The sequence below is a fragment of the Stenotrophomonas sp. FR010 genome (assembly GCF_047520755.2).
In the GTDB taxonomy this organism is placed as follows: Bacteria; Pseudomonadota; Gammaproteobacteria; order Xanthomonadales; family Xanthomonadaceae; genus Stenotrophomonas; species Stenotrophomonas sepilia.
On the sequence record NZ_JAXBQT020000015.1, the window covers coordinates 38,750 to 63,598 of the forward strand.

The following is a 24,849-nucleotide window of genomic DNA, read 5'->3' on the forward strand; positions in this document are numbered from 1 at the left end:
CTTTGTGGAACGCATCTTGCTTTTGATCCGGCGTGGGCGGAATCGGGGGGTTCCTGAGGGGGTTCGTGGTTGTCCCGACAGGATGTAGGGGTTATCCCTACATTGGCTCGGGATATTGACGAAGCGGGCCGCCAAGTCATTGATTCGTCGTGCCGAAGCGGCGGGGTTCGCGGCGGCCGGTGTACGGATTCCTGTCAGGGAATGTCGGGGTGACGGGAATTCGTCGTCAGTGCAGGGCCTTGCCCGCTACTGGCGCTTACTCCAGCTCGTGCTGGTGGCGCGCGGCCAGCAGCAACAGGTCATTGGCGCGGCGGCAGCCCAATGACTCCATCATGCGTGCGCGGTGGGTTTCCACCGTCTTCACGCTGATGCCGAGGTCGGCGGCGATTTCCTTGTTGCTTTCGCCCTTGCCGATGCGGCGCAGGATCTCGCGCTGGCGCGGCGACAGCGCGGCAATGCCGGTAGGCTTCTCGCGGCCCAGCATGGGGGCCAGCATTTTGGCCGAGATCTGGGGACTCAGGAACACCTGGCCGGCATGCGCGGCGCGCAGCGCCAGTTCCAGCTCCTGCGGTGCTGCATCCTTCACCACGAACCCGACCGCGCCACGATCCAGGGCATCGCGCACATGCGCGGCATCGTCGTGCATGGTCATCATCACCACCCGGGTGCCGGGGGCGCGCAGGCGGATGTCGCTGAGCGCTTCCAGGCCGGTGCGGCCCGGCAACGAGAGATCCATCAGCACCACATCCGGCGCGTGCTGCAGGGCCAGCTGCAATGCCTGTTCGGCGTTGCTGGCCTCGGCGACGAGCTGCACGTCGGCAAACCCCTGCAGCAGCCGCGCCAGGCCGGCGCGGACGAGGGTGTGATCGTCGACGATGAGAACTCGCACAGGCACGCAACAGATCCGTGTAGGGGAGTCCACCTTAACTTAGCTGAACGGGCGCGCCGAGGCTTGCCCGCCAAGCGTGATGGTGGCAGCTTTCAGCGCGCCCGGCGTGCCTCGGCCACCTGGCGGCGGTGCAGTCGGAACAGGTGCCGCTCCATGGCCATTTCCAGGCCGTCGCCCAGGCGCTGGAAGCGCAGCCATAGGAAGTGGCCGCCGCCGCCGTCGGCTGCCTCGGCGATCACTTCCACCGGCAGGTCGATGTGGTCGGGCAGCCAGTCGCTGGGCTGCAGGCGCACCACGCCGGCCTGGCCGGGGCTGGCACCGCTGCGCGGGCCCAGCTGCAGGCGGATGCCACGGCGCGACCAGCGCACCGGGCGCAGGGGCAGTTCCAGGCCCTGCTGGCGCACCAAGCGGCCGAGCAGCACCATCGCCAGGTCCAGCTTGGCTTCAAGGCGTTGCAGCTGCAGGGTGGCCTCGTTGCGTTCGTCGTGCTCGTCAACACGGCTGTCTTCGACCAGTGCCAGGCTGCGCAGCAGGCCTTCGGCACCGCTGGTGCGTCCGGCCGCGCTGCCCGCCTGGAACTCGGCCGGCAGGGCCAGCTCGCAGCTGAGCGTTTCGTCGAACAGCTCGCTTTCGGCAGGATGGTGCAGCGACGTGGCCGGCAGCTGGGTCATGCCAGCGATCCTGCCTGCAGGTAGGCATGGGCGGCGCGAAGCGAGCGCTGGCCGTCATTCATCAGTGCGGCCGCTGCATCGCGGCGCTGGCGCAGCAGGCCCAGAAGGCTCTGCTGGCGCTCGAACAGGGCGCTCAGCGGCCCGTGGTCCGCAGCGGTCAGCGGCTGGCTGAGCAGGGCATGCAGGGTGCTGTCGTGCCCGTCGAGCAGGCTGTCGGCCTGGTCCAGGGCATCATCGCCCAGTGCCTTCTCGAAGGCATCCAGCTGCGCGTGCAGTTCGGGCAGGCTCATGGCGCCACCGCGGCCGGGCGGCGCTGTTCGTGCGGGATCGCGTTCCAGGCGCTGTCGATCTCGCCCAGCAGCTGCAGCGATTCATCCAGCGCGGCGCGGTCGTTGTGCAGGTTGGCTTCGGTGAGGCGCTGCAGCACGTAATCGTACAGGGCCGACAGGTTGCCGGCGATCTCGCCGCCGGCCTCATGGTCCAGCGAGCCGTTGAGGTGGCCGACGATCGCGCAGACTTCGCCGATCGCCTTGCCCTTGCCGGCCTGGTCGCCCCGCTCGAGGCTGGCCAGGGCGCGACGCACGCGCTCCAGCGCGCCGGCCAGCAGCATCGCCACCAGCTTGTGCGGATCGGCATCGGCGACCGCACTGGTCACTCCCACCTGGCGGTACTGCTCGGCATATTGACGGCTGGAACCGTACATTCGTGATTCTCCTTGCGCGGGGTGCCGTCGGGTGATCGTGGGGATCGGTGCCGGCGGCGCGGCGATGATTGCTGTTGCGTCCGTTATCGGTGCATTGCGCGGCAAACTTGAGTGCCACGCACGCATCGTCAGCGGTTCAACTGTGCCAGCTGCTGCTGCAGCGCCGTGTTGCTCTGCTGCAACTTGCCCATCAGGCTGTCCAGCGCGATGAACTGCTTCTTGTAGCGCTCTTCCACGCTCTTCATCCGCGTGTCGAGGTCCTTGCGGCGCTTGTCGATGTTGTCCAGCGTGGTGTTCAGGCCCTTGGTGCGCGCGACGAACGCGCCTTCCTTGCCGACCGTGGTGCTGACATAGCCGTCGACCAGCGTGTACAGCTTGCCGGCACCGCCGGAATCACCGGTGATCGCCTGGCGCATCTTCTCCGGCTGGCTGGCCAGTGCGGCGGCGAACTTGGTGGTGTCCAGGATCAGCGTGCCGTCGGCATTGGGGTAGCCGCGGGTATCCAGACCGATCGCCTTGGCATCGAGCTTGTCACCGGCCAGGTCCTTGAGCACGCTCGACATCACCGAGCGCAGCTGGCTGGTGGCGCCGCGCATCTGCGCATCGCCGGTCAGCGTGGAGGCTTCCTTGGTCTTGGCGTCGTACTTGGTTTCGGTGTTGATCGCCGCCAGTGCGGCGTTGTAGGCCGTTACGAACTCCTGCATCACCTTGGTGGCCGCCGCAGTGTCGGTGCTGATGGTCACCGTGCTGGTGCCCGGCATCTTCAGGTTCAGGGTCAGGCCCGGAACCGCATCGGCCACGGTGTTGCTGGCGCTGACGACCTTCACGCCATCGATGGTCAGCTCGGCGTCGGCGGCGGCGGTGTTCTGCTTCAGGCTGTTGACCAGCCCCCCCAGCTTGGCGTCGCTGCCTGCGTACTCGAGCTTGATCGCGTTGGCGGCACCGGTCTTCTCCTGTGCGATCGACAGGTACTGGTTGTCGCCGGAGCTGATCAGGGTGGCCTGCACGCCTTCCTTGCGGCCGGCCGCATCGATCTTGTTGCGGATGGTGGTCAGCGTGTCGCCGTCCTCCACCTCCACGTTCATGGTCTTGGCCTTGTCGCCCACGCCAACGGTCAGCGTCAAGGTTCCGGCAGCAAACGTGTCGGTCTTGGGTACCGAAGTATCGGCGATCAGTTTGTGCGCGGTGGCCAGCGAGGTGACATTGACCACGTGCGTGCCGTTGGAGGCCGCAGCCTTGGTGGTGCCAACGTCATACAGCGCGACCGACGCCGTCAGGATCTCGTCGGTGCCCTTGTCGCCGCCTTTGCTGGCGGTCACCGTGCGCGTGTCGAACGCGGTGGTGGCCTTCAGTGCGGTCAGCGCCGTCTTCAGCTTGTCGAAGGCCGAGGTGATGGTGCCGATCGACGACAATTGCATCTTGGCCTTGGACTGCTGCAGGTTCAGCGCATTGTCGGCGGGCTTGCGGTCAGCTGCGACCAGCTGGTTGACGATGCTGGAAATATCCAGTCCCGAGCCAATGCCACCGTATCCAAAGTCTGCCACGTCGTTTCTCCTGGTATCCGGGCCCGGCCGTCGTGCGCTGGCCCGTCGTCAACGAAAATAGCGGCCTGCGCCGCTGGGTCTTGAGGACTTCGTTGATGCACGTGCCGTGCCACTCGCCTGGCGCAGGTTCTGGCACGCGGGTTGCAGGAGAGCTGGGGCAGGGTGCGGGTGGGTTCACCGCGGGCTGCCGGGAGTCTGCAAAAAGCCCTCCCCCAATGCAGGGGAGGGATCAGGCTACTGACAATCGGGGGGAGACGAAGCCGCCCGGTACGTACAGTCAAAGGTACAGCGCTGAAAGAGAGGTCCGCAGGAGCGGGCGATGCCAAGCCGGTTCGGGACTGATCCCGGGCCGGGCATGGCCCGCGCCTTCGTGCATCGTGGCTTCCCGGTTGCCGCTACCGTCGGTTCGACCCGACGGTAGCGGCGCCTTCTTGCCGTGGATCAGCGCAGCAGGCTGAGCACGCCCTGCGGCACCTGGTTGGCCTGGGCCAGCATGGCCGTACCGGCCTGCTGCAGGATCTGGGTGCGGGTCAGCTCTGCGGTTTCCTTGGCGAAGTCGGTGTCCTTGATGCGGCTGCGCGATGCCGACAGGTTTTCCGACGAGGTCTGCAGGTTGGCCACCACCGAGGTGAAGCGGTTCTGGATCGCACCGAGGTCGGCGCGGGTGCTGTTGATCGCACCCAGGGCCTTGTCGACCACTTCCAGGGCCTGCTGGGCACCGAGTACGGTGCTCACGTCCAGCTTCTGCACGTTGGCCGAGGTGTCGGTGCCAGCAGTGTAGGCGCCGGCAGCCGCTGCGGTGCCCCAGGTCTTGGCGGTGGCGTCGTAGTCGCTGCGCATCAGGGCGATATCGGCAGCGGCAACGGCCTTGCCTTCCTTCACCGAGCTCAGCTTCAGGGAGCCGTCGGCATTGGCTTCGGCGTAGATGCCGGCCTCGCCGATCTTGGCGTTGATGGCGGTGGCGACGGCCTTGGAGGCATCCGCCGTGGTGGCGCCGGCCTTGACTTCAACCGTGCCGATGTCCACGCCCATCACGGTGCCGGAGAAGCGTGCGCCGTCGGTGCTGGCGGCCAGGGCGGCGGTCGCGCCAGTGGCGAAGGTCGAGGTGCCCAGCGAGCCGGCCTTGGCATCGATGGTCTTGTCGATGGCGATGGCCTGGCCGGCATTGGCGCCGACCTGGAACAGCTGGCTGGAGAAGGTGCCGTCCAGCAGCTTGGTGCCGTTGAAGTCCGACTGCTTGGCGACGCGGTCGATTTCCGAGACCAACTGGGTCACTTCGGCCTGCAGCGCCTTGCGGTCGCTGGCCGAGTTGGTGGCGTTGGAGGCCTGCACCGACAGCTCGCGGACGCGCTGCAGATTGTTGCCGATTTCGGTCAGCGAACCTTCGGCGACCTGGGCCAGCGAAATACCGTCGTTGGCGTTGCGGATGGCGACGTCGGTACCGCGGATCTGCGTGCCGAAGCGCTCGGAGATCGCCAGGCCGGCGGCGTCGTCCTTGGCGCTGTTGATGCGCGAACCGGAGGACAGGCGCTGGATGGTGGTGGCCAGCGAGCTGCCGCTGGTGCTCAGGTTGCGCTGAGCATTCAGGGACATGGTGTTGGTGTTGATGACTTGTGCCATGGTGCATTTCCTTTGGCGAAGGTGGAACGTGTTTCAGGATCCGGGCGCGACGTCATGCAGCGCCCGGAGGTCGATCAGTAAGCGGATCAGCGCAGCAGGCTGAGCACGCCCTGCGGCACCTGGTTGGCCTGGGCCAGCATGGCCGTACCGGCCTGCTGCAGGATCTGGGTGCGGGTCAGTTCTGCGGTTTCCTTGGCGAAGTCGGTGTCCTTGATGCGGCTACGCGAAGCCGACAGGTTCTCCGACGAGGTCTGCAGGTTGGCCACCACCGAGGTGAAGCGGTTCTGCACGGCGCCCAGGTCGGCACGAGTGCTGTTGATCGCACCCAGGGCCTTGTCGACGATTTCCATCGCCTGCTGGGCGCCCTTCACGGTGCTGACGTCCAGGTTGCTGGCGTACTTCGCGGCCGGCGCTGCAGCAGCAGTGGTGGCGGTGAAGGTCGGTGCGGTAGCGCCGGTCCAGGTGCCCACAGAAGCGGTGATGGCCTTGAACGAGCCATCGGCGTTGACGCTGTCCTTGACCGAGGTCAGGGTGACGCCAGCGGTGCCGTTCACTTCGGCGTAGACACCGGTCTCACCGATCTTGGCGTTGATGGCAGTCACCAGCGCCTCGCGGGAGGCCTTGCCGGTGGCAGCGGCGTCGGCACCCTGCTTGACATCGACGTCGGCGATGGTCACGCCATTGATCTGCAGGCCAGTGACCTTGAGGTCGGCGTTGGTGCCCGGGTCGGCCAGGGCCAGCGAGTTGGTGTCGAACTTGGCGCCGCCCAGGGCGTTGGCCTTGGCATCGATGGTCTTGTCGATGGCGATGGCCTGGCCGGCGTTGGCACCGACCTGGAACAGCTGGCTGGAGAACGAACCGTCCAGCAGCTTGGTGCCGTTGAAGTCCGACTGCTTGGCGACGCGGTCGATTTCCGAGACGAGCTGGGTCACTTCGGCCTGCAGGGCCTTGCGGTCGCTGGCCGAGTTGGTGGCGTTGGCGGCCTGCACCGACAGCTCGCGGACGCGCTGCAGGTTGTTGCCGATCTCGGTCAGCGAGCCTTCGGCGACCTGGGCCAGCGAGATGCCGTCGTTGGCATTGCGGATGGCGACGTCGGTACCGCGGATCTGCGTGCCGAAGCGCTCGGAGATCGCCAGGCCGGCGGCGTCGTCCTTGGCGCTGTTGATGCGCGAACCGGAGGACAGGCGCTGGATGGTGGTAGCCAGCGAGCTGCCGCTGGTGCTCAGGTTACGCTGAGCATTCAACGACATCGTATTGGTGTTGATGACTTGTGCCATGAGGAGAGGTCCTTGAGCGGTTGCACGTGAGTTGGGTCAGACGCCCCCGACGTGCCCCGGGGGCGGCTCATGTCAGCGCTGCAACAGGCTGAGCACGTTCTGCGGTACCTGGTTGGCCTGGGCCAGCATGGCCGTACCGGCCTGCTGCAGGATCTGGGTGCGGGTCAGTTCGGCGGTTTCCTTGGCGAAGTCGGTATCGCGGATGCGGCTGCGCGATGCGGACAGGTTCTCCGAGGAGGTCTGCAGGTTGGCGACCACCGAGGTGAAGCGGTTCTGGATCGCGCCGAGGTCGGCGCGGACGCTGTTGACCGATTCCAGGGCCTTGTCGACGATCGACATCGCCTTCTGTGCGCCTTCGGCGGTGGTGACGTTCAGGTCCTTGACGAAGCTGGCCGCTGCACCGGTCAGGGTGCCGCCGTTGGTGCTGGTCTCGGTCAGGCCCAGGCCGGCGATGGTCGCGGCGGTGACGCCGGCCGGCGGGGTTGCCGCGCTGACGCCCAGGGCGAAGGTCTGGCCATCCTTGACCGAAGCCAGGCTGATGACGCCGGCATTGACCGAGGCCACCACGCCGGTTTCACCCAGCTTGTTGTTGATCGCCGCAGCGGTGGCCGAGGTGATCGACTCGCCGGCCTTCACGGTGAAGTCGCTGATGGTGACCGTGGTGGCGGTGCCGCCCGGCGGGGTGACCGAGACCTGCAGGCCGGAGTAGGTGGTGTCGGCCGTGGCCTTGTCCACCGCCAGCGCGGTGCCGGTGTAGCCGTTGGCGAAGGTGGCAGCCCCCAGCGAATCGGCCTTGGCGTTGACCACGCTGTTGATGGCAATGGCCTGGCCGGCGTTGGCGCCCACCTGGAACAGCTGGCTGGTGAAGCTGCCGTCCAGCAGCTTGGTACCGTTGAAGTCGGCCTGCTTGGCCACACGATCGATTTCCGAGACCAGCTGGGTCACTTCCGCCTGCAGGGCCTTGCGGTCGCTGGCCGAGTTGGTGGCGTTGGAGGCCTGCACGCCCAGTTCGCGGATGCGCTGCAGGTTGTTGCCGACTTCGTTCAGCGAACCCTCGGCGACCTGGGCCAGCGAGATGCCGTCGTTGGCGTTGCGGATGGCCACGTCCAGACCGCGGATCTGGGTGGTGAAGCGCTCGCTGATGGCCAGGCCGGCCGCGTCGTCCTTCGCGCTGTTGATGCGCAGGCCGGACGAGAGGCGCTGGATGGTGGTAGCGAGCGAGCTGCCGCTGGTGCTCAGGTTGCGCTGAGCGTTGAGCGACATCGTATTGGTGTTGATTACCTGTGCCATGGGGTCGTCTCCTCTTATATGGAACCCGTTGGTGAATGAAACGAAGCGCCGCCTGTTTTTTTGTGTGGCTGTGTGCTTCGCCGTTGCCAAATGAATAACGGCGCTTTGTCAACAACCTTTAGCCGTGAATTCCGCTGAAGCCGGAATTCGTTGCCTGAAGCTGTTTTCCCGGGGTTTTCAGCCTTGTTGCCAGGATGGAAGCGACCCCGGGAGGGGCGGTCGGGCAGGGCCTGACCAGCGCTGATGAAGGTATCGGCGGGGTGCGACCCGGCTTGATGGGCAATCACGGAACATCGGCCGGAGATGGCCTGAGGGCCGCGTGGCGGCGGGCAGGCGCGCAAACGAAAAAGGCCGCGATGCAGGGCATCGCGGCCTTTCGGGACTGACTCGGGCGTGGCGTCAGCGCAGCTTGTTGAACAGCGACATCGACTGCATCTGCGAGAAGATGGTCTGCGCCGCCTGCAGTGCGGTGCTCTGCAGCTGGTACTGGCTCAGCGCATCGGCGTAATCCAGGTCGCGCATCTGCGACAGCGTGGTTTTCAGGGTCACGCCATTGGCCTCGCGCATGTCCGCCGCGTTGTCCAGCGCCTTCAGCTGCGCGCCTCCCGCAGCGCGCGAATCGATCATCCGCTCCGAGGCGCGCGCCACGTCGCGCAGTGCGCTCTGCAACTGATTCTGCTGCGCAGTCATCTGCGCGGTGGTACCGGTGTCGGCACCCAGCGCGGCGACCAGGTTGTCCATGGTGGCGAAGATGTCGCGGCTGCTGGCGGCCTGTACGCTGAAGCTGTCGCCCGCTGCGGGTGCACCCGTGATGCGCAGGCGTACACCGTTCACTTCCAGGTCGTCGCCAGCCTTGTAGGTGCCGGTGCCGGTCACGTTGCCCGCACCATCCACCACCTCGTACTGGGTGCCGGTGGTGAAGCGCACGCTGAAGCCCTGGCCGTTCCAGCTGTCGCTGCCGTCGCGGGTGATGTTGGTCAGCACGCCGTTGCCGGTGTTGCCGGCCGCGGCGCTGCCGTCAACGAAGCCGTCGCCGGTGGGAATACGCATGAAGATCTCGCTGCCGGGCAGGGCGTCGCGCACATAGGTATCGGGGCCGACTTCAACCTGGCGCTGGGTCTGGTCGCCGCGATAGACGACCTTGCCGTTGATCTTGGCAAAGGGCGGGTCACCGTCGTTGGTGCCACCGAACACGTAGCGGCCGGTACCATCGTCGGCGTTGGCCAGCGACAGCAGGCCATCGCGGATCTGGTTGAACTCGGTGATCAGCGTCTTCTTGTCGGCCGCGCTCAGTGCCGGATTGCTGGCCTGGATGGTCAGATCGTTGACGCGCGCCATCAGGTCGTTGACCTGCGCCAGGGTGTTTTCCTGCACGCCCAGGCGGTTCTGCACATTGCCGGCGTTGAGCTTCATGCGGTCCAGTGCGGCCAGGCTGCGGTCAAGGCCGACTGCAGTGCCGGCGGCAACCGGATCGTCCTTGGCGCTGACGATCTTGCTGCCAGTAGCAATCTGCTGCTCCAGGTGGCTGAGCTTGGCCTGCTTGGCCATCATCAGCGACACCGACTGGTTGAACATCATGCTGGTGGAGATGCGGCTGCTCATCGGCGGACGGCCCCCAGGATGGTCTGGAACATGCTGTCGGCGGTGGAAATCAGCTGTGAGGCAGCCTGGTAGGCCTGCTGCAGGCGCAGCATGTCGGCGGCCTCTTCGTCCAGATTCACGCCGGAGACTTCGTCGCGGGCTTCCTGTGCCTTGTCATTGATCACCAGCTGCGCATCGAGCGAGTACTCGGCCGAGCGGGCGGCGGCGCCGACCTGGGTGGTCAGGCCACCCAGTGCACCGTTCAGTGTCACCGTTCCGGCGTTGAAGGCCTTCGTGCTTTCCACCTTGGCCAGCCTGGAGGCATTGCTGTTGTCCGACGAACCGGCCGGGGTCGGGGTGATGTTGAAGGTATCGCCCACCTTCGGCGCACCGTCCAGTACGAAGCTCCAGCCGTTGGCACTGATGGTCTGGCCAGGCGTATAGGTCTGAGGCGGGCCACCGTCGATGGTGTAGGTGGTCGCCGAGGTGAACACGATCGCCGACGGATTGCGCAGGTTCGCGTTGGCCGAATCGGTGACGGTGACGCCGCTCAGCTTGCCGGTACCGGTGTTGGCGGTGGCGGCTGCGCCCTTGACTGCGGCGGCCGCGGCAATGCGCGACGGATCGGTGATGGCCATCTCCAGGCTGCCGGCCACGCCGGCGGTGGGCTGCAGCAGGAAGCGGTCATTGGCCGCCGGGGTGCCGCCGACGACCAGGTTCACGCCGTTGATCACCAGCGGATCGGCGGCGGTGCCGGTACCGGTCAGGGGAATGCTGGCGCCGGTGTCGGCGCGGCTGGCCTTCCAGGTGGTGCCATCGAACTGCAGCACCACGTTCTGCGCGTCCAGTTTGCCCAGGTCGCCATAGGTGGCGCTGAGGCTGGCGGTTCCGGTATTGCTGTTGTTGCCGGTCACGCGTGGGCTGCCGATGTTGAAGAAGTCCCCGCCCATCTGGCCATACAGATCCACACCCTGGTGGTGGACCTGGTTGAAGCTCTCGGCCAGGCCCACCGCCAGCTTGCCCAGTTCGGCCTGCGCAGGCGTCAGCACGGTGTCGCGGAATTCCAGCAGGCCCCCGATCTGGCCACCGACCGCTTTCGGGTCGAGACGGATGGTGTTGCCCTGGGTCTCCAGTGCCAACTGCAGGCGCTCGGGCTGGTAAGGATCGGCTACGGTGGTGACCTTGGTCGCCGTGGTACCCACCACCAGCGCGTTGCCGCCGGCAGTGTAGACATTCATGATGCCGCCGTCCTGGATCACCGCGGTGCCACCGGTGTAGCCGATCAGCTGGGTGATCAGCTGGTCGCGGCGGTCGAGCAGGTCCGGTGCAGCCGAGGCGATGTTGGTTCCGATGGCACCGTTGATCTGCGCGATCTCCTGCGCAAGGCGGTTGACCTCGGTCGCACCGGCCAGCAGGCCGTTGTTGACCTCGCTGTTGAGATTGTTCAGGTGCGTGTTGAGCTGCACGAAGCGGTTGGCCAGCGCCTTGCCACCGTCGAGCATGTTCTGGCGGTCGGCGGTGCCGGCCGCGTTGGACGACAGGCCACTGACCGAGTCGAAGAAGTTCGACCAGACGCCAGCCACGTTGGTGGCAGCATCGGAGAACAGCGCGTTGACCCGGTCGGCCATGCCCGAAAGCTGCTTCAGGCGCGCCAGCTCACCGCTGCTGTCGAGCAGGCGCGAGATCGCCAGCTGGTCGGCCGTGCGACGGATGTCAGTGATGCGGGTGCCGTTGCCGACCGTGCCGTAGCCATAGTTCTGTGGATCGGCGGTGGCGAAGTTGACCTTCTGCCGGCTGTAGCCGGGTGTATTGAGGTTGGCCACGTTGTGGCTGGTGGTCGCCAACGCTCGCTGGAAGGCGAGCAGGGCACCGGTACCGGTGGAAAGTACGCTGGACATGGTGTTCCTCAACGACGAGTGATACCCAGCGCCGCGGTCGCGGTGCTGGCGAAGGTCTGGCCAAGGCGCGAGCCGGCGTCGGCCACGGCGGCTACGGCGCGCTCGATGGTCGGGCCGCCGGCGATCGCAGCGATCTTGGCGGCGTAGCGCGGATCGGTGGCGTAACCGGCGCGCTGGAGGCCACGGGCGAAGCCCTGCACGTCGGTGCCGGCCTGCAGGGCCTGCTGGTAGCGCGGGCTTGTCTTCAGCAGGCGCACGTAGTCGGCAAAGCTCTCGGCCGCTGAACCGTAGGCGCGGAAGCTGGCGGTTTCGTTGCGGCGCACGCCATCGACATATTCATGGGTGCCGGCCGTGGCGCGCTGGCCGTTCCAGCCAGTGGCCTTGATGCCGAACAGGTTGTGCGAGGTGCTGCCATCGGCATGCTTGATGTGGCGCTTGCCCCAGCCGGTCTCCAGCGCTGCCTGGGCGACCAGGGCGCGGGCATCCACGCCCAGTTCCCTGGCCGCGCTCTGTGCGTGCTGCCAGATGCTGGCGACGAAGCCCTCCGGGGTATGCTCGCCGAGCTGGGCGACGGCGGTGCGCGTGGCCAGGGCATCGGCCGGGCTCATGGCCGTGCCGCGATTGCTGGCCGTCGCCGTCCACTGGTCGCTGTTGGCGGCCCAGTCCTCGCCCTGCAGGCTGCCGATGTACGGATCCTCGGTGCCCAGCGAGCGGTGCAGGCCGCTGCTCTCACGGCCGGCGATCAGGTCCAGTGCCTGCTCCATCGGTGCCAGCGCGGCCTGCGCACCGTGCTGCGCGCCTGCGGCCATCTGCTGCAGCATGCGCACGGCCTGGCTGCCATCTTCCAGGGGCAGCGACGGTGCCGGCCTGGCCGGCGCGTTGAGCTGGTAAGCGCGGCTGGCCTTGGCCGGATCCACGCGGGTATCCAGTGCCGGACCTTCGGCGGCCTGGCCGGACAGCTGGCGGGTGATCATGCCGGACAGGCCCAGGCCCTTGCCGCGGGTCATCGCCTCGGCAATCTTCTGGTCGTACATGTCGCGGAACATCTTGTTCTCGCCGGGAAACAGCGAGTCGCCGAAGCTCGCATCGCGCATGCTCTTGACCAGCATCTGTGCGAACTGGCCTTCCAGCTGGCGTGCGACCTTGTCGATCTTCGCCGGATCGTTCTGCTGCGCCGGGTGCAGGTCGAATGCGGGATTGATGCGCATGTCAGATCACCTCGAGCTCGGCACTCAGTGCGCCGGCCTGCTTCAGGGCTTCCAGGATCGCGATCAGGTCGCCCGGTGCCGCACCCACGGCGTTCACCGCATGCACGATCTCGTCCAGGGTGGTGCCGCCGCTGAACTTGAACATGCGGCTGCCGTCGTTGGTGGCAGTGATGGTGGATTGCGGGCTGGCCACGGTACGGCCGCCCGACAGCGCATTGGGCTGGCTGACGTTGGTGTTCTCCTGGATCGTCACCGTCAGCGAACCATGCGAAATCGCCGCAGGGCCGACCCGCACCTGCTGGCCGATGACCACGGTGCCGGTGCGCGAATTGACCACCACCTTGGCCGGGGCGCTGCCGGGGGTCAGTTCAAGGTTCTCGATGCGCGCCAGCAGGCCGATGCGTGCGCCCGGATCGGTCGGTGCGGTGACGGCGACGGTCACGCCATCGATCGCGCGTGCCGCACCTTCGCCGAACGCGTTGTTGAGCGCGGCGACCATGCGCGAGACCGTGGTGAAATCATTGTTGTGCAGGTTCAGGGTGATGTCGCCGCCGTTGGCCAGCGGATCGGGCAGGGCACGCTCCACGGTGGCGCCGTTGGGAATACGGCCGACGCTGGGCACGTTCACCGAGACACGGGAACCGTCCTTGCCCTGCGCGCCAAAGCCACCCACGATCAGATTGCCCTGGGCGATGGCATAGATCTGGCCATCGGCGCCGCGCAGCGGGGCCATCAGCAGCGAACCGCCGCGCAGCGACACCGCGTTGCCGATCGAAGACACCGTGATGTCGATCGGCTGGCCGGGCTTGGCGAACGGCGGCAGCTCGGCGTGGATCGCCACGGCGGCCACGTTCTTCAGCTGCGGGTTGACGTTCGGCGGCACGTTCACGCCCAGCTCGCCGAGCAGGTTTTTCAGGCTCTGCACGGTAAAGGGCGCCTGGCTGGTACGGTCGCCGCTGCCATCCAGGCCGACCACCAGGCCATAGCCCACCAGCGCATTGCCGCGCACGCCGCCGACCTGGGCGAGGTCCTTGATGCGCTCGGCGCTGGCCGGGGCGGCCACCGCGAAGACCATGAACACGCCACAGTAGAGCGACGCCATGCGTCGCTGCCAGGAAGAAGAGGAGAAGAGTTTCATGGCCATACTCAGAACGGCGTCAGGCCGGAATTGAAGAAGCGGCTCAGCCAGCCCATCGCGTTGGACTGCGCGACCGGTCCGCGGCCGCCGTAGACGATGCGGGCCTCGGCCACGCGGCTGGAGGGAATGGTGTTGTCCTGGCTGATGTCGCCCGGGCGCACGATGCCCTGCACCTGCACCAGTTCATCGCCCTGGTTCAGCCGCAGGTTCTTCTGCCCCTGCACCACCAGGTTGCCGTTGGGCAGGCGCTGGATCACCGTGACCGTGACGCTGCCCTGCAGGCGGTTGCTCTGCGCGCTGTTGCCCTTGCCGGTGAAGTCACGCGCGCCCTTGGCGGTGGCACTGAGGATGTCCTTGCCGCCCAGGGTGACCGGCGCACCAAGGATGGACGGCGTGCCCAGGCTCAGGTTGGATTCCTTGTTGGTGGCTGTGTTGGCGCTGGTCTGCGCGGTGGTGTTTTCCAGCAGGGTGATCGTCAGCAGGTCGCCGACATCGCGTGCGCGGCGGTCCGAATACAGCTGCAGGGTCGGGCCAGCGGCGTAGATCGCACCGGCGGTGGGCGCGGCCTGCGGCGGCATGATCGGCTGGATCGGTCCCATCGCCGGATAGGGGCGCACGTCGCCCGCGATCACGCAGCCACCGAGCAGGGCGACCACGGTGCAGGCGAGGGCAGTACGGGCGAGGTTGGAAATGGGCGACATGGCGGTTTCCCGGTTGGGCCGGTCAGATCTTGTTGTTGAGATAGCCGAGCATCGAGTCGGTGGTGGAGATCGCCTTGGCATTCATTTCGTAGGCGCGCTGGGTTTCGATCATCGACACCAGCTCTTCCACCACATTGACGTTGCTGCCTTCCAGCGCACCCTGCACCACGGTGCCGAGACCGTTCAGGCCGGGATTGCCGTTCTGTGCCGGGCCCGAGGCCGTGGTTTCCAGGAACAGGTTCTCGCCGCGCGCCTGCAGGCCGGCCGGATTGACGAAGTCGGTCAGGGTCAGCGCACCGACTTCCACCGACGCGGCGTTGTCGGCCATCTTCACGCTGATGGTGCCGTCGCTGCCGATGGTGACCGACTGCGCGCCCTCGGGAATCTGGATGCCCGGCTGCACCGGGTAGCCGCTGTTGGTGACCAGCTCGCTGTCCTGGTTGATCTTGAACGAGCCATCACGGGTGTAGGCCGAGCTGCCGTCGGGCATCTGCACTTCGAAGAAGCCGCGTCCGTTGACCATCACGTCCAGTGCGCGGCCGGTCTGCTGCTGTCCACCCTGCTCGAAGTTCTTGGCGGTGGCGACCACGCGCACGCCGGTACCCAGCTGCAGGCCGGTCGGCAGCTGCGTCTGCGCCGACGAAGAGCCGCCCGGCTGCCGCACCTGCTGGTACAGCAGGTCCTCGAAGCTGGCGCGGTCCTGCTTGAAGCCGGTGGTGTTGGTGTTGGCGAGGTTGTTGGAAACCACCGACATGCGCATCTGCTGCGCATCCAGTCCGGTTTTCGCGATCCACAATGCCTGGTTCATCTTCGGAGTCCTGTCTGGGTGAAGCCGGCCGCGCAATGCGGCCCTTGGTAGCGGGTGTGCAAGCGGTGTGCCAGCGCCGCGCCCGGGCGGCGCCGGAAATCCGTCAGCTGCCCAGGCGGAGCAGGCTGTTGGCGCTGCGCGCGTTGTCGTCGCCGTGCTTGATCACCTGAACCTGCATTTCGTACTGGCGCTGCAGCTGGATCATCTGCACCAGCGCACCGGCGGCATCGACGTTGCTGCCCTCCAGTTGCCCGCTGTGCACGGCGGTGCCCTGTGCCGGTGCGAACGGCTGGCGCGGGTCGGTGTTGCGGAACAGGCCATCCAGGCCGCGCTCGAGGCGCTCGTCCGGCGCCTGCACCACCTTGATCCGGCCGATCTGCGCCATCGTCTGCGGGCCTTCGCCCTGCGGGATGATCGAGATCGTGCCGTCGGCGCCGATCTCCATCGCCTGGTAGGGCGGAATGGCGATCGGGTTGTTGTTGTCATCCAGCACCGTGCGGCCGCTGGAGGTCACCAGCTGGCCGTTCGGCGTCACCGACAGGGCTGCGCCACGCGTATACGCTTCGCTGCCATCGCTCGCCTGCACCGCCAGCCAGGTGCCGCTCTGCAGTGCAAGGTCCAGCGGTTTGCCGGTGATGTGCTGCGCGCCGGGCCGGCGGTTGAAGCCGGCGTCGACGTGCAGCGCATCTACCCGCGAGGCAAAGCCCGGACCCTTGATCGGGAAGGCTTCGGTGTTGGCCAGCGCTTCCTTGAAGCCAGGAGTGTCCGAGTTGGCGAGGTTGTGGCTGAGCGTTCCCTGCGCCTGCAGGGAGGCGCGGGCACCGGTCATCGCCACGTAAAGGGCTTTATCCATGCGGGGAGTTCCGTGACAGGGTCAGCAGCTCATCAACGGATGTTGATGACGGTCTGGGTGATCTGGTCCTGCGTGGTGATCATCTGCGCGTTGGCCTGGAAGTTGCGCTGCGCGGTGATCATGTTGACCAGCTGCTCGGTGAGATCGACGGTGGACGCTTCCAGCGAGCCGGCCTGGATCTTGCCGAGATTGGAGGTGTCCGGCATTCCGGTGCGCGGCGTGCCTGACTCGAAGGTCTCCACCCACAGGTTGTTGCCCTTCGATTCCAGTCCCTGGGTGTTGTTGAAGGTGGTCAGTGCGACCTGGCCCAGCGGTTTGTCGTCGCCGTTGGAGTAGCGCGCATAGACCACGCCCGACTCGGACACAGTGATCTCGTTGAGCTTGCCGGCGGCATAGCCGTCCTGCTGGGTGTTGCGCAGGGCGAACTTCTCGCCGTACTGGGTCGAACCGCTGATGTCCAGCGTCATGTTGAGCTGGCCAGCGCCCGTGGTCGGGGTGAAGGTGCCGAGGCCAACCTTGCCGTTGGCCGGGGCGGTCAGCTTGCCGCTGTTGTCGAAGGTGACTGCGGTCGGGGTGCCAGCGGGCTGGCCATCGACATAGTTGTGCACGGTCCATTCGTTGGGGTTGGCGCCCTTCACGAAGTACGAGACCTGGATGTGGCTCACGCCCAGCGAGTCGTACACGGTGATGCCGCCGCTGGAGTGGTTGTAGCTGTTGGAGTCGGTCGGGTCGAACGTGGCCACGGTCGGCTGCTTGGCGTTGGCCGGCAGGGTGAAGCCCACCTTCACTTCGCTGGTCTGCTTCGGCGGGCTGTCGGTGGTCAGCAACTGCAGGTCGACCAGGCGGCCGGCGTCGAAGTTGGTGCCATCGGCATTCGGCGCGAACACCTGCAGGCGCGCGCCCTGCGGATTGACCACGTAGCCGGCCGAATCGGTCTGGAAGTTGCCGGCACGCGAGTACACACGCGAACCGTTCATGTTCATGGTGAAGAAGCCCTCACCGGAAATGGCCATGTCCAGGCTGCGCCCGGTCTGCTCGTTGTGGCCCTGGATGAACTGCTGGGCGACGTTGGAGACGCGCACGCCCGAGCCGGTCTGGTTCTTCGACAGGCCGTAGCTGGTGGAGGCGAACAGATCGGCGAACTCGGCGCGCGACTGCTTGAAGCCGGTGGTGTTGACGTTGGCGACGTTGTTGGCGGTGACGCTCAGGTCGGTGTTGGCGGCATTGATGCCGGACAGCGAGACATTGAAGCCCATGGGATGCTCCTGGTTGATGCGGGATGTGCGGCTCAGCTGACGCGGAGCACGTAGTCGATCGGGGCCGTGCCCAGGCCCTTGAGGTTCAGGTACAGGCCGTCGGATCCGACGGTCACGCTTTCCACCGGCGCCTGCACATAGGTGGACAGCTTGGTGCTCTTGCCGGCGGTATCGACATGGTTGGCAACGATGGAATACTTGCCCGGTTCCATGCGCTTGCCGTTGGCGTCCTTGCCGTCCCACTGGAAGGCGGTTTCGCCTGCTGCCTTGGCTTCCACGCTCAGCGAGGTGACCTTGGCGCCGGTGGCATCGGTGATATCCACGGTGATGATGCCGGCCGACGGCGCGGCCACCGTGCCCTCGACGCTGCCTTCCTTCTCCAGCACCAGCTTTTCCGATGGCACCAGCACCTGGTGGCCGACCAGCGCCGCGCCACGCAGCACCTGGTCGCTGGCCATCGATTCCTGGAAGCCCTTCACCGTCTTGTTCAGATCGGTGATGCCCTGCACGGTGGACATCTGCGCCATCTGCGCGACCATCTGCGTGTTGTCCATCGGCTTCAGCGGATCCTGGTGCTGCAGCTGCTCGGTCATCAGGCGCAGGAAGTCGGCCTGGTCGAGCGTGTTCTTCTTTTTCGTGGCGTTGCTGTTGGGGGCGTTCAGGCCCAGCGCGGAATAGACGTCCTGGCTGGTCTGATTGTTGACGGCGGTGGTCATGGCGGTATCCGGTGCTGCGGGCCTCAGCGGCCCATGGTCAAGGTGGCCAGGGCCAGTTCTTTGGCGGTGGTCAACATCTCCACGCCGGCCTGGTAATTGCGCGAGGTCGAGATCAGGTTGACCATCTGCGCCACCGGATCGACGTCGGGCTGGTAGATGTAGCCATCGGCGTCTGCCAGCGGGTGGCCCGGCTCGTAGCGCTTGATCGGCGCCGCCTCGCTCTGGGTGATCTCCTTCACCTTCACCGAGGTGATGTTGGGATCGTTCTTGCTGGTGACGGCCTGGAAGATCGGCTCCAGCGGCTTGTACACGGCGTCGGCAGAACCGGCGACGGTGTCGGCATTGGAGAGATTGGAGGCGATGGTGCTCATGCGCACCGACTGCGCCTGCAGCGCGGAGCCGGCGATATCGAAGATCGGCAGGTTGCTCATGGCTTATTGCCCCGTGATCGCGGTCAGCATGGAACGCACCTTGCTCTCGACGAAGCTGAGCGAGGCGCGGTACTCGAGCGCGGCTCGGCCATAGGCGGCACGCTCGGCATCGGGATCGACGGTGTTGCCGTCCAGGCTGGGCTGCACGCCCTCGCGCGCGATCTGGAACGGGTTCAGGCCACTACTGATTTCGTAGTGCTGCTCATGGGTGGTGGCCATCAGGCCGTTGGCATCCTGCCCCTGGGCATGGCGCAGGGCGGCATCGAAGTCCAGGTCCTGGGCCTTGTAGCCGGGCGTGTCGGCATTGCCGAGGTTGCTGGCGATCAGCTTCATCCGCTGTTCGCGCAACGGCATGGCCTGGGCGTGGACGCCCAGGTAGTCGGTAATCAGGTTGCGCACGGTGCACTCCCACGGGAACGTTGCCCGGGAAGCTGCAAGGGGTGTGCCAAATTCGAGAGGGTAGTGCCGGCCGCTGGCCGGCTCCCCGATGGATCTGCGGTTGCCGGCCAGCGGCCGGCACTACCGGATCAGTGGCCGTCAGGCCGCCATCGCCACCTTGCGCAGGCGGTCCAGCACGAAGTCAGCCAGCTCATGCGGCGAGTACTTGGCGACGAAGGCGTTGGCGCCGACACGCTCGACCATGGCGTTGTTGAAGACACCCGACAGCGAGGTGTGCAGCAGCACGTAGAGGCCGGCCAGGCCCGGATGGCGCCGGATTTCCGTCGTCAGCGTGTACCCGTCCATGGCCGGCATCTCGATGTCGGAGATGACCATGGCATAGCGTTCGGCGGGGTTTTCGCCCGAGGCTTGGATCTGCAAGAGGTGGTCGAGAGCCTGCTTGCCATCGGAAAGCAGGGTGGCACCCACGCCCAGCTGATCCAGCACGCTGCGGATCTGCTGGCGGGCCACGCGCGAGTCGTCCACCACCAGCACCTGCAGCTGGGGGCCATCGGCGGGCATTGCCATCGCCGGATCGAGTACGGCGTCACCGCGGACCTGGGCGATATCGGCCAGCACGCTTTCAACGTCGATCACCTGGATCAGCTCACCCTGGAAGCGGGTTACCGCGGTCAGGTAGCTCGACTCGGCGCCAAGCTCCGGCGGCGGGTGGATGTCTTCTACCGCGATGTTGACGATGCGTTCGACGCCGCTGACCAGGAACCCCTGGATCGAGCGGTTGAATTCGGTGACGACCAGGTAACCCGGCGAGGTATCGGCATCGGGCTCACGTTCGGGGTGGCCGATGGCCAGGCCCAGGTCCAGCACCGGCACCGAGCGGCCGCGCACGTCGGCCACGCCGGCGAACTGGCTGGGCAGGCCGGGTACCTGGAACAGCTCCGGGCGCCGCAGGACTTCCTGCACCTTGAAGACATTGACGCCAAAAAGCTGACGTCCGCCGAGACGGAACAGCAGCAGCGCCAGGCGGTTGTGGCCGGCCAGGCGGGTCCGCTGGTCGATCCGGTTGAGCAGGTCATGGGACATGGCTGCTGTATCGGCGCGTTGGGTGCCAAACTTGAGGGCGCTCTGCCACTGCGCGCTCCACACCGCAATTGTGGTGTCGCGCCATGTTCGACCGAGGCTCTTGTAGCCTCGAGCGATGCTCGGCTGGCTATTGGGCGCAAAGCGGTCGAGCATGGCCTGACTCTACAAGTGCCCCTCTGGCACACCCCTTGCACGCACCTGGGCCAGCTCTTGCCGATTGAAGGAGGCGCCATGTGCCGGGTCACATCTCTATTCGCCATCGCGCTGGCCGTGGCCTCGCCGTGGGCGGCTGCCGCCGACTGGCAGCCGGTGACAAGCATCCGCGCGGCGGCCTTGTCGACGCTGCCGGCGGGCAGCGAGGGCGAGGCCCAGGTGGCCGATGCGCTGCGCCTGCCGAAGTGCGGGGGGGCGCTAGAGGTGCAGCCCACCGCCAACACCACGGTGGAAGTCAGCTGTCCGGACGCGGGCGGCTGGCGCCTGTTCGTGCCGGTAAAGGTGCGGCGCAACCAGACCGTACTGGTGCTCAACCGCGGGATCGGCACTGGAGAAACCCTCACTGCCGCCGATATCACCACTGCCCAGCGTGACGCTGCCCGGATTGCCGGCGCGGTGCTGTCCGATCCCAATGCAGCGATCGGCCGCGTCGCCCGCCGTCCGTTGCAGGCCGGAGCCCTGCTGTCGAACAACGATCTGGTGGTGCAGCGTCTCATCAAGCGAGGAGACAATGTGGCCCTGGTGTCGCGTCGCGGCTCGGTCGAGGTCCGCATTGCCGGCCGTGCGATGGGTGATGCCGGTGAGAACGAACGGGTCTCGGTCGAGAACCTGTCCTCGCGGCGGATCGTGCAAGGCACGGTCGATGCCGCAGGTGACGTAATCGTGGCGCGTTGAATTACCGCAAAATATCCCTAAAGATCACGGCCCTGCGGCCGTTATCCCTTGTGAACGGCAACTCCAGGACACCCCATGAGCCAGAAAATCGACGGCAACCTGCAGGTCCCCCAGGCACTGCGCAGCGTGACGACCCCGGCCAACAAGCCCGGTGTCAGCACCGATGCGGCGGCGCGCCCGGTCGAGGCGGCCGACAGCCTGCGCCTGACCGGTGAGGCCACCAATCTGCAGGCCATCGAGCGCGAGCTGACCACCGCCCCGGCGATCGACGCCCAGCGCGTGGCCGCCGTGCGCGAGTCGCTGCAGAACGGCACCTACAAGATCAATCCGGACGCGATCGCATCGCGCATGCTCGATCTGGACCAGCAGCTGCACGGATGACTGCGGCGATGAGCGAGCCGCTGCAGCGTCTCGCCCAGGCCCTGGACGTTGAACGCCAGGCCCTGGTCGAGCACGACGTGCACGCCCTGATCCGGGCTACCGGCGCCAAGCTGGAAGCGTTGCGTGCGCTGGAAGGCGCGCCACCGGTGGGCGAGGGCGAACAGCTGCAGGAACTGGCCGAGCGCAACCGGGCCAACGGCGTGCTGCTGTCGCGCCGCCGCCGCGAGGTGAACTGGGCGCTGCGCCAGCTCGGCCGCACCGAAGACGCCTCGGCCTACGATGCCAAGGGCCAGTCGCACACGGTCAGCATCGGCCGGCCCCTCGCCGTCGCCTGAGGCGACGGCGGTCGCATAACCCCTCCCGGCGGGCTGAAGCCCGCTGCATGACCGCGTATATTGGGCGCCTGTTCGAACGTCCCGAGTCGCCGTGTCCGCTGCCAACGCCCTGGTTACCGCCCCCCTTCCGCCGCAGCCGGTGCTGCAGGCCCTGCTTGAGCGCCTGCGCGAAGGCCTGCTGCTGTTCACCGATGACGGGCGGGTGGCCCTGGCCAATCCGGCCGCACAGAACCTGCTGGCCGGTGGCGAGGACGGCGGGTTGCCGCCGCCGCAGCGCCTGCGCGAACTGCTGCCGCCCGATGCGCTGGAGCAGGCTCGCCAGCATGGTCACTGGAATGGCAGCCTGCCGCTGGGCGAGGGCGTGGTCATCGCCCATCTGTACCACCATGGTCCGGTCGGCCAGGGGCATTTCCTCGCCCTGTTTCGCCACATCGAAGGGCAGGAAGACTACGAACGCGAGCTGCAGCAGCGCCATGCCGAACTGCGCCAGGCCTACCTGCGCCTCAATGGCACCCAGGAAAAGCTGCTGCAGTCGGAGAAGATGGCGTCGATCGGCCAGCTGGCCGCCGGCGTCGCGCACGAGATCAACAACCCGATCGGTTACGTGCACTCCAACCTGGGCAGCCTGCAGGAATACCTGCGCAGCCTGTTCACCGTGATCGAAGCCTACGAGCGCGCCCTGCGCGCGCCGGACCCGAAAGCGCTGATTCCGGAAATCGATGATATCCGTGACCGTCTGGATATCGATTTCATCAGCCGCGACCTGCCGCAGCTGATGGCGGAATCGCGCGAAGGCATCGAGCGGGTCACCCGCATCGTGCGCGACCTGAAGGATTTCTCGTATTCCGGCCGCGACGAGTCGTGGAAGCTGGTCGACCTGCACGCGGGCCTGGAATCGACCATCAACATCATCTGGAACGAACTCAAGTACAAGGTCACCCTGGTGCGCGAGTTCGGCCAGTTGCCCCTGGTGGAGTGCCTGCCATCGGAGTTGAACCAGGTCTACATGAACCTGCTGCTCAACGCCGGCCATGCCATCGCCGAGCGCGGCACGATCACGGTGCGTACCGGCGTTGATGGCGATCACGTTTGGGTCGAGTTCGAAGATACCGGCGGTGGCATCTCGCCGGAACTGCGCCAGCGCATCTTCGATCCGTTCTTCACCACCAAGCCGGTTGGCAGTGGCACCGGCCTGGGCCTGTCGATCTCCTACAGCATCATCAACAAGCACCACGGCCGCATCGACCTGGACAGCACGCCCGGCGTGGGCTCGCGCTTCCGCGTGGTGCTGCCGGTCAAGCAGCCGCGCTGACCGCTTCTGGCAGTGCCGGCCGCTGGCCGGCAACCTCATTGAACCCGATATCCAGAGCCGCCGGCCAGCGGCCGGCTCTACCAGAGGGGAGGGTTACCGCAATGGGCGATCCTCGCCGCCATCTCCGCTCTCCACCGGCGCCGGGCCGGCATTGCTGCGGCGCTGTTCCTCGTACGTGCGGAACGCCTGGTGGATGTGCTTGCGCAGCTCGTCGTCGTTCCACGGCTTGGTCAGGAAGCGATAGATCGCGCCGCGGTTGATCGCATCGGTCACCGTGTTCAGATCGGTGTAGCCCGACAGCACCAGGCGGATCGTATCCGGGTACAGCATCTTCACCCGGCCCAGGAACTCGGTGCCGCTCATGTCGCTCATTCGCTGGTCGGACAGGATCACCTGCACGTCGTTGATCGCCAGCAGGTCGAACGCATCGCGCACGTTGCCGGCGGCCAGGATGCGGTAGCCGTCGCGGCGGAACAGGCGCACCAGTGAGCGCAGCACGTTTTCCTCATCATCCAGCAGCAGCAGCGTCCGGTCCGGACGTGTCTCAGCGAAGGCTTCCGGGCGCAGGTAGCGGCGGCGCAGGGTCATGCCGGCGGCATCGGCCGACATCGGTTCGCCGAACAGGTAGCCCTGGAACACGTCGCAGTCGTTGCGGCGCAGGAAGCCCAGCTGCGCCTGCGATTCCACGCCGTTGGCAATCACGGTCATGCCCAGCTGGTGGCCCATGGCGATGATCGCGCGGGCGATGGCCGCTTCACGATTGCCGGCCGGCGCGCTCTTGATGAAACTGCGGTCGATCTTCAGCTTGTCCACCGGGTAGCGCACCAGCGCGCTGAGGCTGGAGTCGCCGGTACCGAAGTTGTCCAGGCTCAGGCTGATGCCTTCGTTGCGCAGGTTGGCCAGCGTTTCGTGGACGAAATTGACGTTGTTGGTCAGCGCACTCTCATTGATCTCCAGCGTCAGCATGTGCGCCGGTACGCCCGCCGCCTGCAGCAGTGACATCACTTCGGCGAAGAAATTCGGCCGCAGCAGCTGCAGGGTGGACACGTTCACTGCGATGGTGAAGTCATCGAAGCCCTGGTCGCGCCACAGCCGCGCCTGCTTCAAGGCGCCTTCCAGCACCCAGGTGCCGATCTGCACGATGATGCCCAGGCGTTCGGCGGTGCGCATGAAGCGCTCCGGCACCAGCATGCCCAGGGTCGGCGACTGCCAACGCAGCAGCGCTTCCATGCCCACCACGTGGCCGTCGCGCGCGCTTACCAGCGGCTGGTAGCGCAGCTTCAGCTCGCCATTGGGAATGGCATCGACGATCTGGCGCGCGATGATGCTCTCGCTGTGCGCACTCGGCGGGGTGTCCACCGCATGGATGCGCACGGCATTGCCGCCTTCGCGGGCGGCCTGGTACAGCGCATCCTCGGCATGGTCGAGCAGGCGCGAGGTGCTGCTGGCATGTTCCGGGCACAGGCTCACGCCCAGCTTGCCGGTCATGAACAACGTGTACGGCAGCACCGACAGCGGCAGCTCCATCTGCTGGCGGATCTCCTCGGCGAAATCCTCCGGCAGCGGCAGATCGGCGGTGCGCGGCACCGCGATCAGGAACTCGTCGCTGCCATGCCGCCACAGCTTGCCGCGCCCGCGCAGGTAAGACTGCAGGCGCTGTGCCACCAGCACCAGCGCCTGATCGCCCACTTCGGCACTCATGTTCTCGTTGACCGATGCGAAGTGGTCGATGTCCACGTGCATCAGCATCAGCGCGATACCGCCGGAGGCCGCCTCGGCAACCATCGCCTGCAGCTCGGGGTTGCCGGCGCCAAGGCGGTCGGGGGCATCATCGATGCTGACCGGGGGCAGGTTGGGATTCCACATA

Annotated in this window: 25 protein-coding genes; 4 read left to right on the forward strand and 21 right to left on the reverse strand. The window is 66.5% G+C overall.

Annotated features, from left to right (window positions below; all coding sequences use genetic code 11):
- Positions 1 to 256 precede the first annotated feature (256 nt).
- The 20 genes from ACM0PK_RS14525 to ACM0PK_RS14620 form a co-directional block, all read right to left on the reverse strand.
- Positions 257 to 889 carry a response regulator gene (locus ACM0PK_RS14525; protein WP_005413261.1) on the reverse strand — a complete coding sequence of 211 codons (633 nt, stop codon included), beginning with the start codon at positions 887 to 889 and terminating at the stop codon, positions 257 to 259.
- A gap of 92 nt (positions 890 to 981) precedes the next feature.
- Positions 982 to 1,560, reverse strand: coding sequence for a PilZ domain-containing protein (locus ACM0PK_RS14530; RefSeq protein ID WP_072166965.1), 579 nt, complete (start codon positions 1,558 to 1,560; stop codon positions 982 to 984).
- Entirely contained in the window at positions 1,557 to 1,850 is a 294-nt protein-coding gene (locus ACM0PK_RS14535) for a hypothetical protein (protein WP_072166966.1), read from the reverse strand. The genes ACM0PK_RS14530 and ACM0PK_RS14535 overlap by 4 nt, the downstream gene beginning before the upstream one ends.
- Positions 1,847 to 2,263, reverse strand: coding sequence for a flagellar export chaperone FliS (fliS, locus tag ACM0PK_RS14540; protein WP_005416447.1), 417 nt, complete (start codon positions 2,261 to 2,263; stop codon positions 1,847 to 1,849). The genes ACM0PK_RS14535 and fliS overlap by 4 nt, the downstream gene beginning before the upstream one ends.
- Before the next feature lie 128 nt (positions 2,264 to 2,391).
- Positions 2,392 to 3,807: a flagellar filament capping protein FliD gene (gene fliD / locus ACM0PK_RS14545; RefSeq protein ID WP_061478707.1), complete on the reverse strand. Its 1,416-nt coding sequence runs from the start codon at positions 3,805 to 3,807 to the stop codon at positions 2,392 to 2,394.
- A 441-nt stretch (positions 3,808 to 4,248) separates the two neighbouring features.
- Complete coding sequence (locus ACM0PK_RS14550) at positions 4,249 to 5,427, reverse strand: flagellin (protein ID WP_072166967.1); 1,179 nt, start codon at positions 5,425 to 5,427, stop codon at positions 4,249 to 4,251.
- 86 nt (positions 5,428 to 5,513) lie between these two features.
- Positions 5,514 to 6,704 (reverse strand): flagellin, encoded by a 1,191-nt coding sequence (locus ACM0PK_RS14555; RefSeq protein ID WP_072166968.1) that lies wholly within the window; start codon positions 6,702 to 6,704, stop codon positions 5,514 to 5,516.
- A gap of 72 nt (positions 6,705 to 6,776) precedes the next feature.
- Positions 6,777 to 7,994, reverse strand: a complete 1,218-nt coding sequence (locus ACM0PK_RS14560) for a flagellin (RefSeq protein WP_005416451.1) — start codon at positions 7,992 to 7,994, stop codon at positions 6,777 to 6,779.
- 399 nt (positions 7,995 to 8,393) lie between these two features.
- The gene (gene flgL, locus ACM0PK_RS14565) at positions 8,394 to 9,596 is read right to left on the reverse strand and encodes a flagellar hook-associated protein FlgL (protein ID WP_414607320.1); all 1,203 of its coding nucleotides are present in this window, start codon (positions 9,594 to 9,596) and stop codon (positions 8,394 to 8,396) included.
- A complete protein-coding gene (gene flgK, locus ACM0PK_RS14570; RefSeq protein WP_053496686.1) occupies positions 9,593 to 11,473 on the reverse strand; it encodes a flagellar hook-associated protein FlgK in 1,881 nt (626 codons plus the stop codon). The genes flgL and flgK overlap by 4 nt, the downstream gene beginning before the upstream one ends.
- An 8-nt stretch (positions 11,474 to 11,481) precedes the next feature.
- Entirely contained in the window at positions 11,482 to 12,681 is a 1,200-nt protein-coding gene (flgJ, locus tag ACM0PK_RS14575) for a flagellar assembly peptidoglycan hydrolase FlgJ (protein ID WP_072166969.1), read from the reverse strand.
- Position 12,682: 1 nt separating this feature from the next.
- On the reverse strand, positions 12,683 to 13,825 hold the full coding sequence (locus ACM0PK_RS14580) for a flagellar basal body P-ring protein FlgI (protein WP_072166970.1): 1,143 nt from the start codon (positions 13,823 to 13,825) through the stop codon (positions 12,683 to 12,685).
- A 2-nt stretch (positions 13,826 to 13,827) separates the two neighbouring features.
- Entirely contained in the window at positions 13,828 to 14,520 is a 693-nt protein-coding gene (gene flgH, locus ACM0PK_RS14585; RefSeq protein ID WP_414607321.1) for a flagellar basal body L-ring protein FlgH, read from the reverse strand.
- Positions 14,521 to 14,542: 22 nt separating this feature from the next.
- Entirely contained in the window at positions 14,543 to 15,328 is a 786-nt protein-coding gene (gene flgG / locus ACM0PK_RS14590) for a flagellar basal-body rod protein FlgG (protein WP_005416457.1), read from the reverse strand.
- Between the two features lie 103 nt (positions 15,329 to 15,431).
- Positions 15,432 to 16,181: a flagellar basal body rod protein FlgF gene (locus tag ACM0PK_RS14595; protein WP_188238623.1), complete on the reverse strand. Its 750-nt coding sequence runs from the start codon at positions 16,179 to 16,181 to the stop codon at positions 15,432 to 15,434.
- Positions 16,182 to 16,213: 32 nt separating this feature from the next.
- Positions 16,214 to 17,437 (reverse strand): flagellar hook protein FlgE, encoded by a 1,224-nt coding sequence (flgE, locus tag ACM0PK_RS14600; RefSeq protein ID WP_005416459.1) that lies wholly within the window; start codon positions 17,435 to 17,437, stop codon positions 16,214 to 16,216.
- Between the two features lie 32 nt (positions 17,438 to 17,469).
- Positions 17,470 to 18,153: a flagellar hook assembly protein FlgD gene (locus ACM0PK_RS14605; protein WP_005416460.1), complete on the reverse strand. Its 684-nt coding sequence runs from the start codon at positions 18,151 to 18,153 to the stop codon at positions 17,470 to 17,472.
- A 23-nt stretch (positions 18,154 to 18,176) separates the two neighbouring features.
- A complete protein-coding gene (flgC, locus tag ACM0PK_RS14610; protein ID WP_005416461.1) occupies positions 18,177 to 18,584 on the reverse strand; it encodes a flagellar basal body rod protein FlgC in 408 nt (135 codons plus the stop codon).
- Between the two features lie 3 nt (positions 18,585 to 18,587).
- On the reverse strand, positions 18,588 to 18,983 hold the full coding sequence (gene flgB, locus ACM0PK_RS14615; protein ID WP_005409576.1) for a flagellar basal body rod protein FlgB: 396 nt from the start codon (positions 18,981 to 18,983) through the stop codon (positions 18,588 to 18,590).
- 138 nt (positions 18,984 to 19,121) lie between these two features.
- Positions 19,122 to 20,066: a chemotaxis protein gene (locus tag ACM0PK_RS14620; RefSeq protein ID WP_005416462.1), complete on the reverse strand. Its 945-nt coding sequence runs from the start codon at positions 20,064 to 20,066 to the stop codon at positions 19,122 to 19,124.
- Positions 20,067 to 20,297: 231 nt separating this feature from the next.
- Between ACM0PK_RS14620 and flgA the strand changes: the two genes are divergently transcribed.
- The 4 genes from flgA (at position 20,298) to ACM0PK_RS14640 (ending at position 22,982) form a co-directional block, all read left to right on the forward strand.
- Complete coding sequence (flgA, locus tag ACM0PK_RS14625; protein ID WP_414607322.1) at positions 20,298 to 20,954, forward strand: flagellar basal body P-ring formation chaperone FlgA; 657 nt, start codon at positions 20,298 to 20,300, stop codon at positions 20,952 to 20,954.
- A gap of 75 nt (positions 20,955 to 21,029) precedes the next feature.
- Positions 21,030 to 21,335 (forward strand): flagellar biosynthesis anti-sigma factor FlgM, encoded by a 306-nt coding sequence (gene flgM / locus ACM0PK_RS14630; RefSeq protein WP_005409579.1) that lies wholly within the window; start codon positions 21,030 to 21,032, stop codon positions 21,333 to 21,335.
- Entirely contained in the window at positions 21,332 to 21,670 is a 339-nt protein-coding gene (locus ACM0PK_RS14635) for a FlgN family protein (RefSeq protein WP_014037132.1), read from the forward strand. Before flgM ends, ACM0PK_RS14635 begins: the two co-directional genes overlap by 4 nt.
- Before the next feature lie 91 nt (positions 21,671 to 21,761).
- Positions 21,762 to 22,982 carry an ATP-binding protein gene (locus ACM0PK_RS14640; RefSeq protein ID WP_414607323.1) on the forward strand — a complete coding sequence of 407 codons (1,221 nt, stop codon included), beginning with the start codon at positions 21,762 to 21,764 and terminating at the stop codon, positions 22,980 to 22,982.
- A 93-nt stretch (positions 22,983 to 23,075) separates the two neighbouring features.
- On the opposite strand, the gene ACM0PK_RS14645 is transcribed toward ACM0PK_RS14640, so the two are convergent.
- Complete coding sequence (locus tag ACM0PK_RS14645; protein WP_005416466.1) at positions 23,076 to 24,848, reverse strand: EAL domain-containing protein; 1,773 nt, start codon at positions 24,846 to 24,848, stop codon at positions 23,076 to 23,078.
- Between the last annotated feature and the right edge of the window lies 1 nt (position 24,849).

Bases quoted from the DNA above. Each gene is read 5' to 3' on its own strand.
- flgH (WP_414607321.1), bottom strand. From the start codon at position 14,520: ATGTCGCCCATTTCCAACCTCGCCCGTACTGCCCTCGCCTGCACCGTG.
- flgE (WP_005416459.1), bottom strand. From the start codon at position 17,437: ATGGGCTTCAATGTCTCGCTGTCCGGCATCAATGCCGCCAACACCGAC.
- flgM (WP_005409579.1), top strand. From the start codon at position 21,030: ATGAGCCAGAAAATCGACGGCAACCTGCAGGTCCCCCAGGCACTGCGC.
- flgK (WP_053496686.1), bottom strand. From the start codon at position 11,473: ATGTCCAGCGTACTTTCCACCGGTACCGGTGCCCTGCTCGCCTTCCAG.
- flgC (WP_005416461.1), bottom strand. From the start codon at position 18,584: ATGAGCAACCTGCCGATCTTCGATATCGCCGGCTCCGCGCTGCAGGCG.
- ACM0PK_RS14555 (WP_072166968.1), bottom strand. From the start codon at position 6,704: ATGGCACAAGTCATCAACACCAATACGATGTCGTTGAATGCTCAGCGT.
- ACM0PK_RS14595 (WP_188238623.1), bottom strand. From the start codon at position 16,181: ATGGATAAAGCCCTTTACGTGGCGATGACCGGTGCCCGCGCCTCCCTG.
- flgJ (WP_072166969.1), bottom strand. From the start codon at position 12,681: ATGCGCATCAATCCCGCATTCGACCTGCACCCGGCGCAGCAGAACGAT.
- ACM0PK_RS14550 (WP_072166967.1), bottom strand. From the start codon at position 5,427: ATGGCACAAGTCATCAACACCAACACCATGTCCCTGAATGCTCAGCGC.
- ACM0PK_RS14605 (WP_005416460.1), bottom strand. From the start codon at position 18,153: ATGACCACCGCCGTCAACAATCAGACCAGCCAGGACGTCTATTCCGCG.
- ACM0PK_RS14560 (WP_005416451.1), bottom strand. From the start codon at position 7,994: ATGGCACAGGTAATCAACACCAATACGATGTCGCTCAACGCTCAGCGC.
- ACM0PK_RS14620 (WP_005416462.1), bottom strand. From the start codon at position 20,066: ATGTCCCATGACCTGCTCAACCGGATCGACCAGCGGACCCGCCTGGCC.
- ACM0PK_RS14645 (WP_005416466.1), bottom strand. From the start codon at position 24,848: ATGTGGAATCCCAACCTGCCCCCGGTCAGCATCGATGATGCCCCCGAC.
- ACM0PK_RS14580 (WP_072166970.1), bottom strand. From the start codon at position 13,825: ATGGCCATGAAACTCTTCTCCTCTTCTTCCTGGCAGCGACGCATGGCG.
- flgA (WP_414607322.1), top strand. From the start codon at position 20,298: ATGTGCCGGGTCACATCTCTATTCGCCATCGCGCTGGCCGTGGCCTCG.
- ACM0PK_RS14535 (WP_072166966.1), bottom strand. From the start codon at position 1,850: ATGAGCCTGCCCGAACTGCACGCGCAGCTGGATGCCTTCGAGAAGGCA.
- ACM0PK_RS14635 (WP_014037132.1), top strand. From the start codon at position 21,332: ATGACTGCGGCGATGAGCGAGCCGCTGCAGCGTCTCGCCCAGGCCCTG.
- flgL (WP_414607320.1), bottom strand. From the start codon at position 9,596: ATGAGCAGCCGCATCTCCACCAGCATGATGTTCAACCAGTCGGTGTCG.
- flgG (WP_005416457.1), bottom strand. From the start codon at position 15,328: ATGAACCAGGCATTGTGGATCGCGAAAACCGGACTGGATGCGCAGCAG.
- fliS (WP_005416447.1), bottom strand. From the start codon at position 2,263: ATGTACGGTTCCAGCCGTCAATATGCCGAGCAGTACCGCCAGGTGGGA.
- ACM0PK_RS14530 (WP_072166965.1), bottom strand. From the start codon at position 1,560: ATGACCCAGCTGCCGGCCACGTCGCTGCACCATCCTGCCGAAAGCGAG.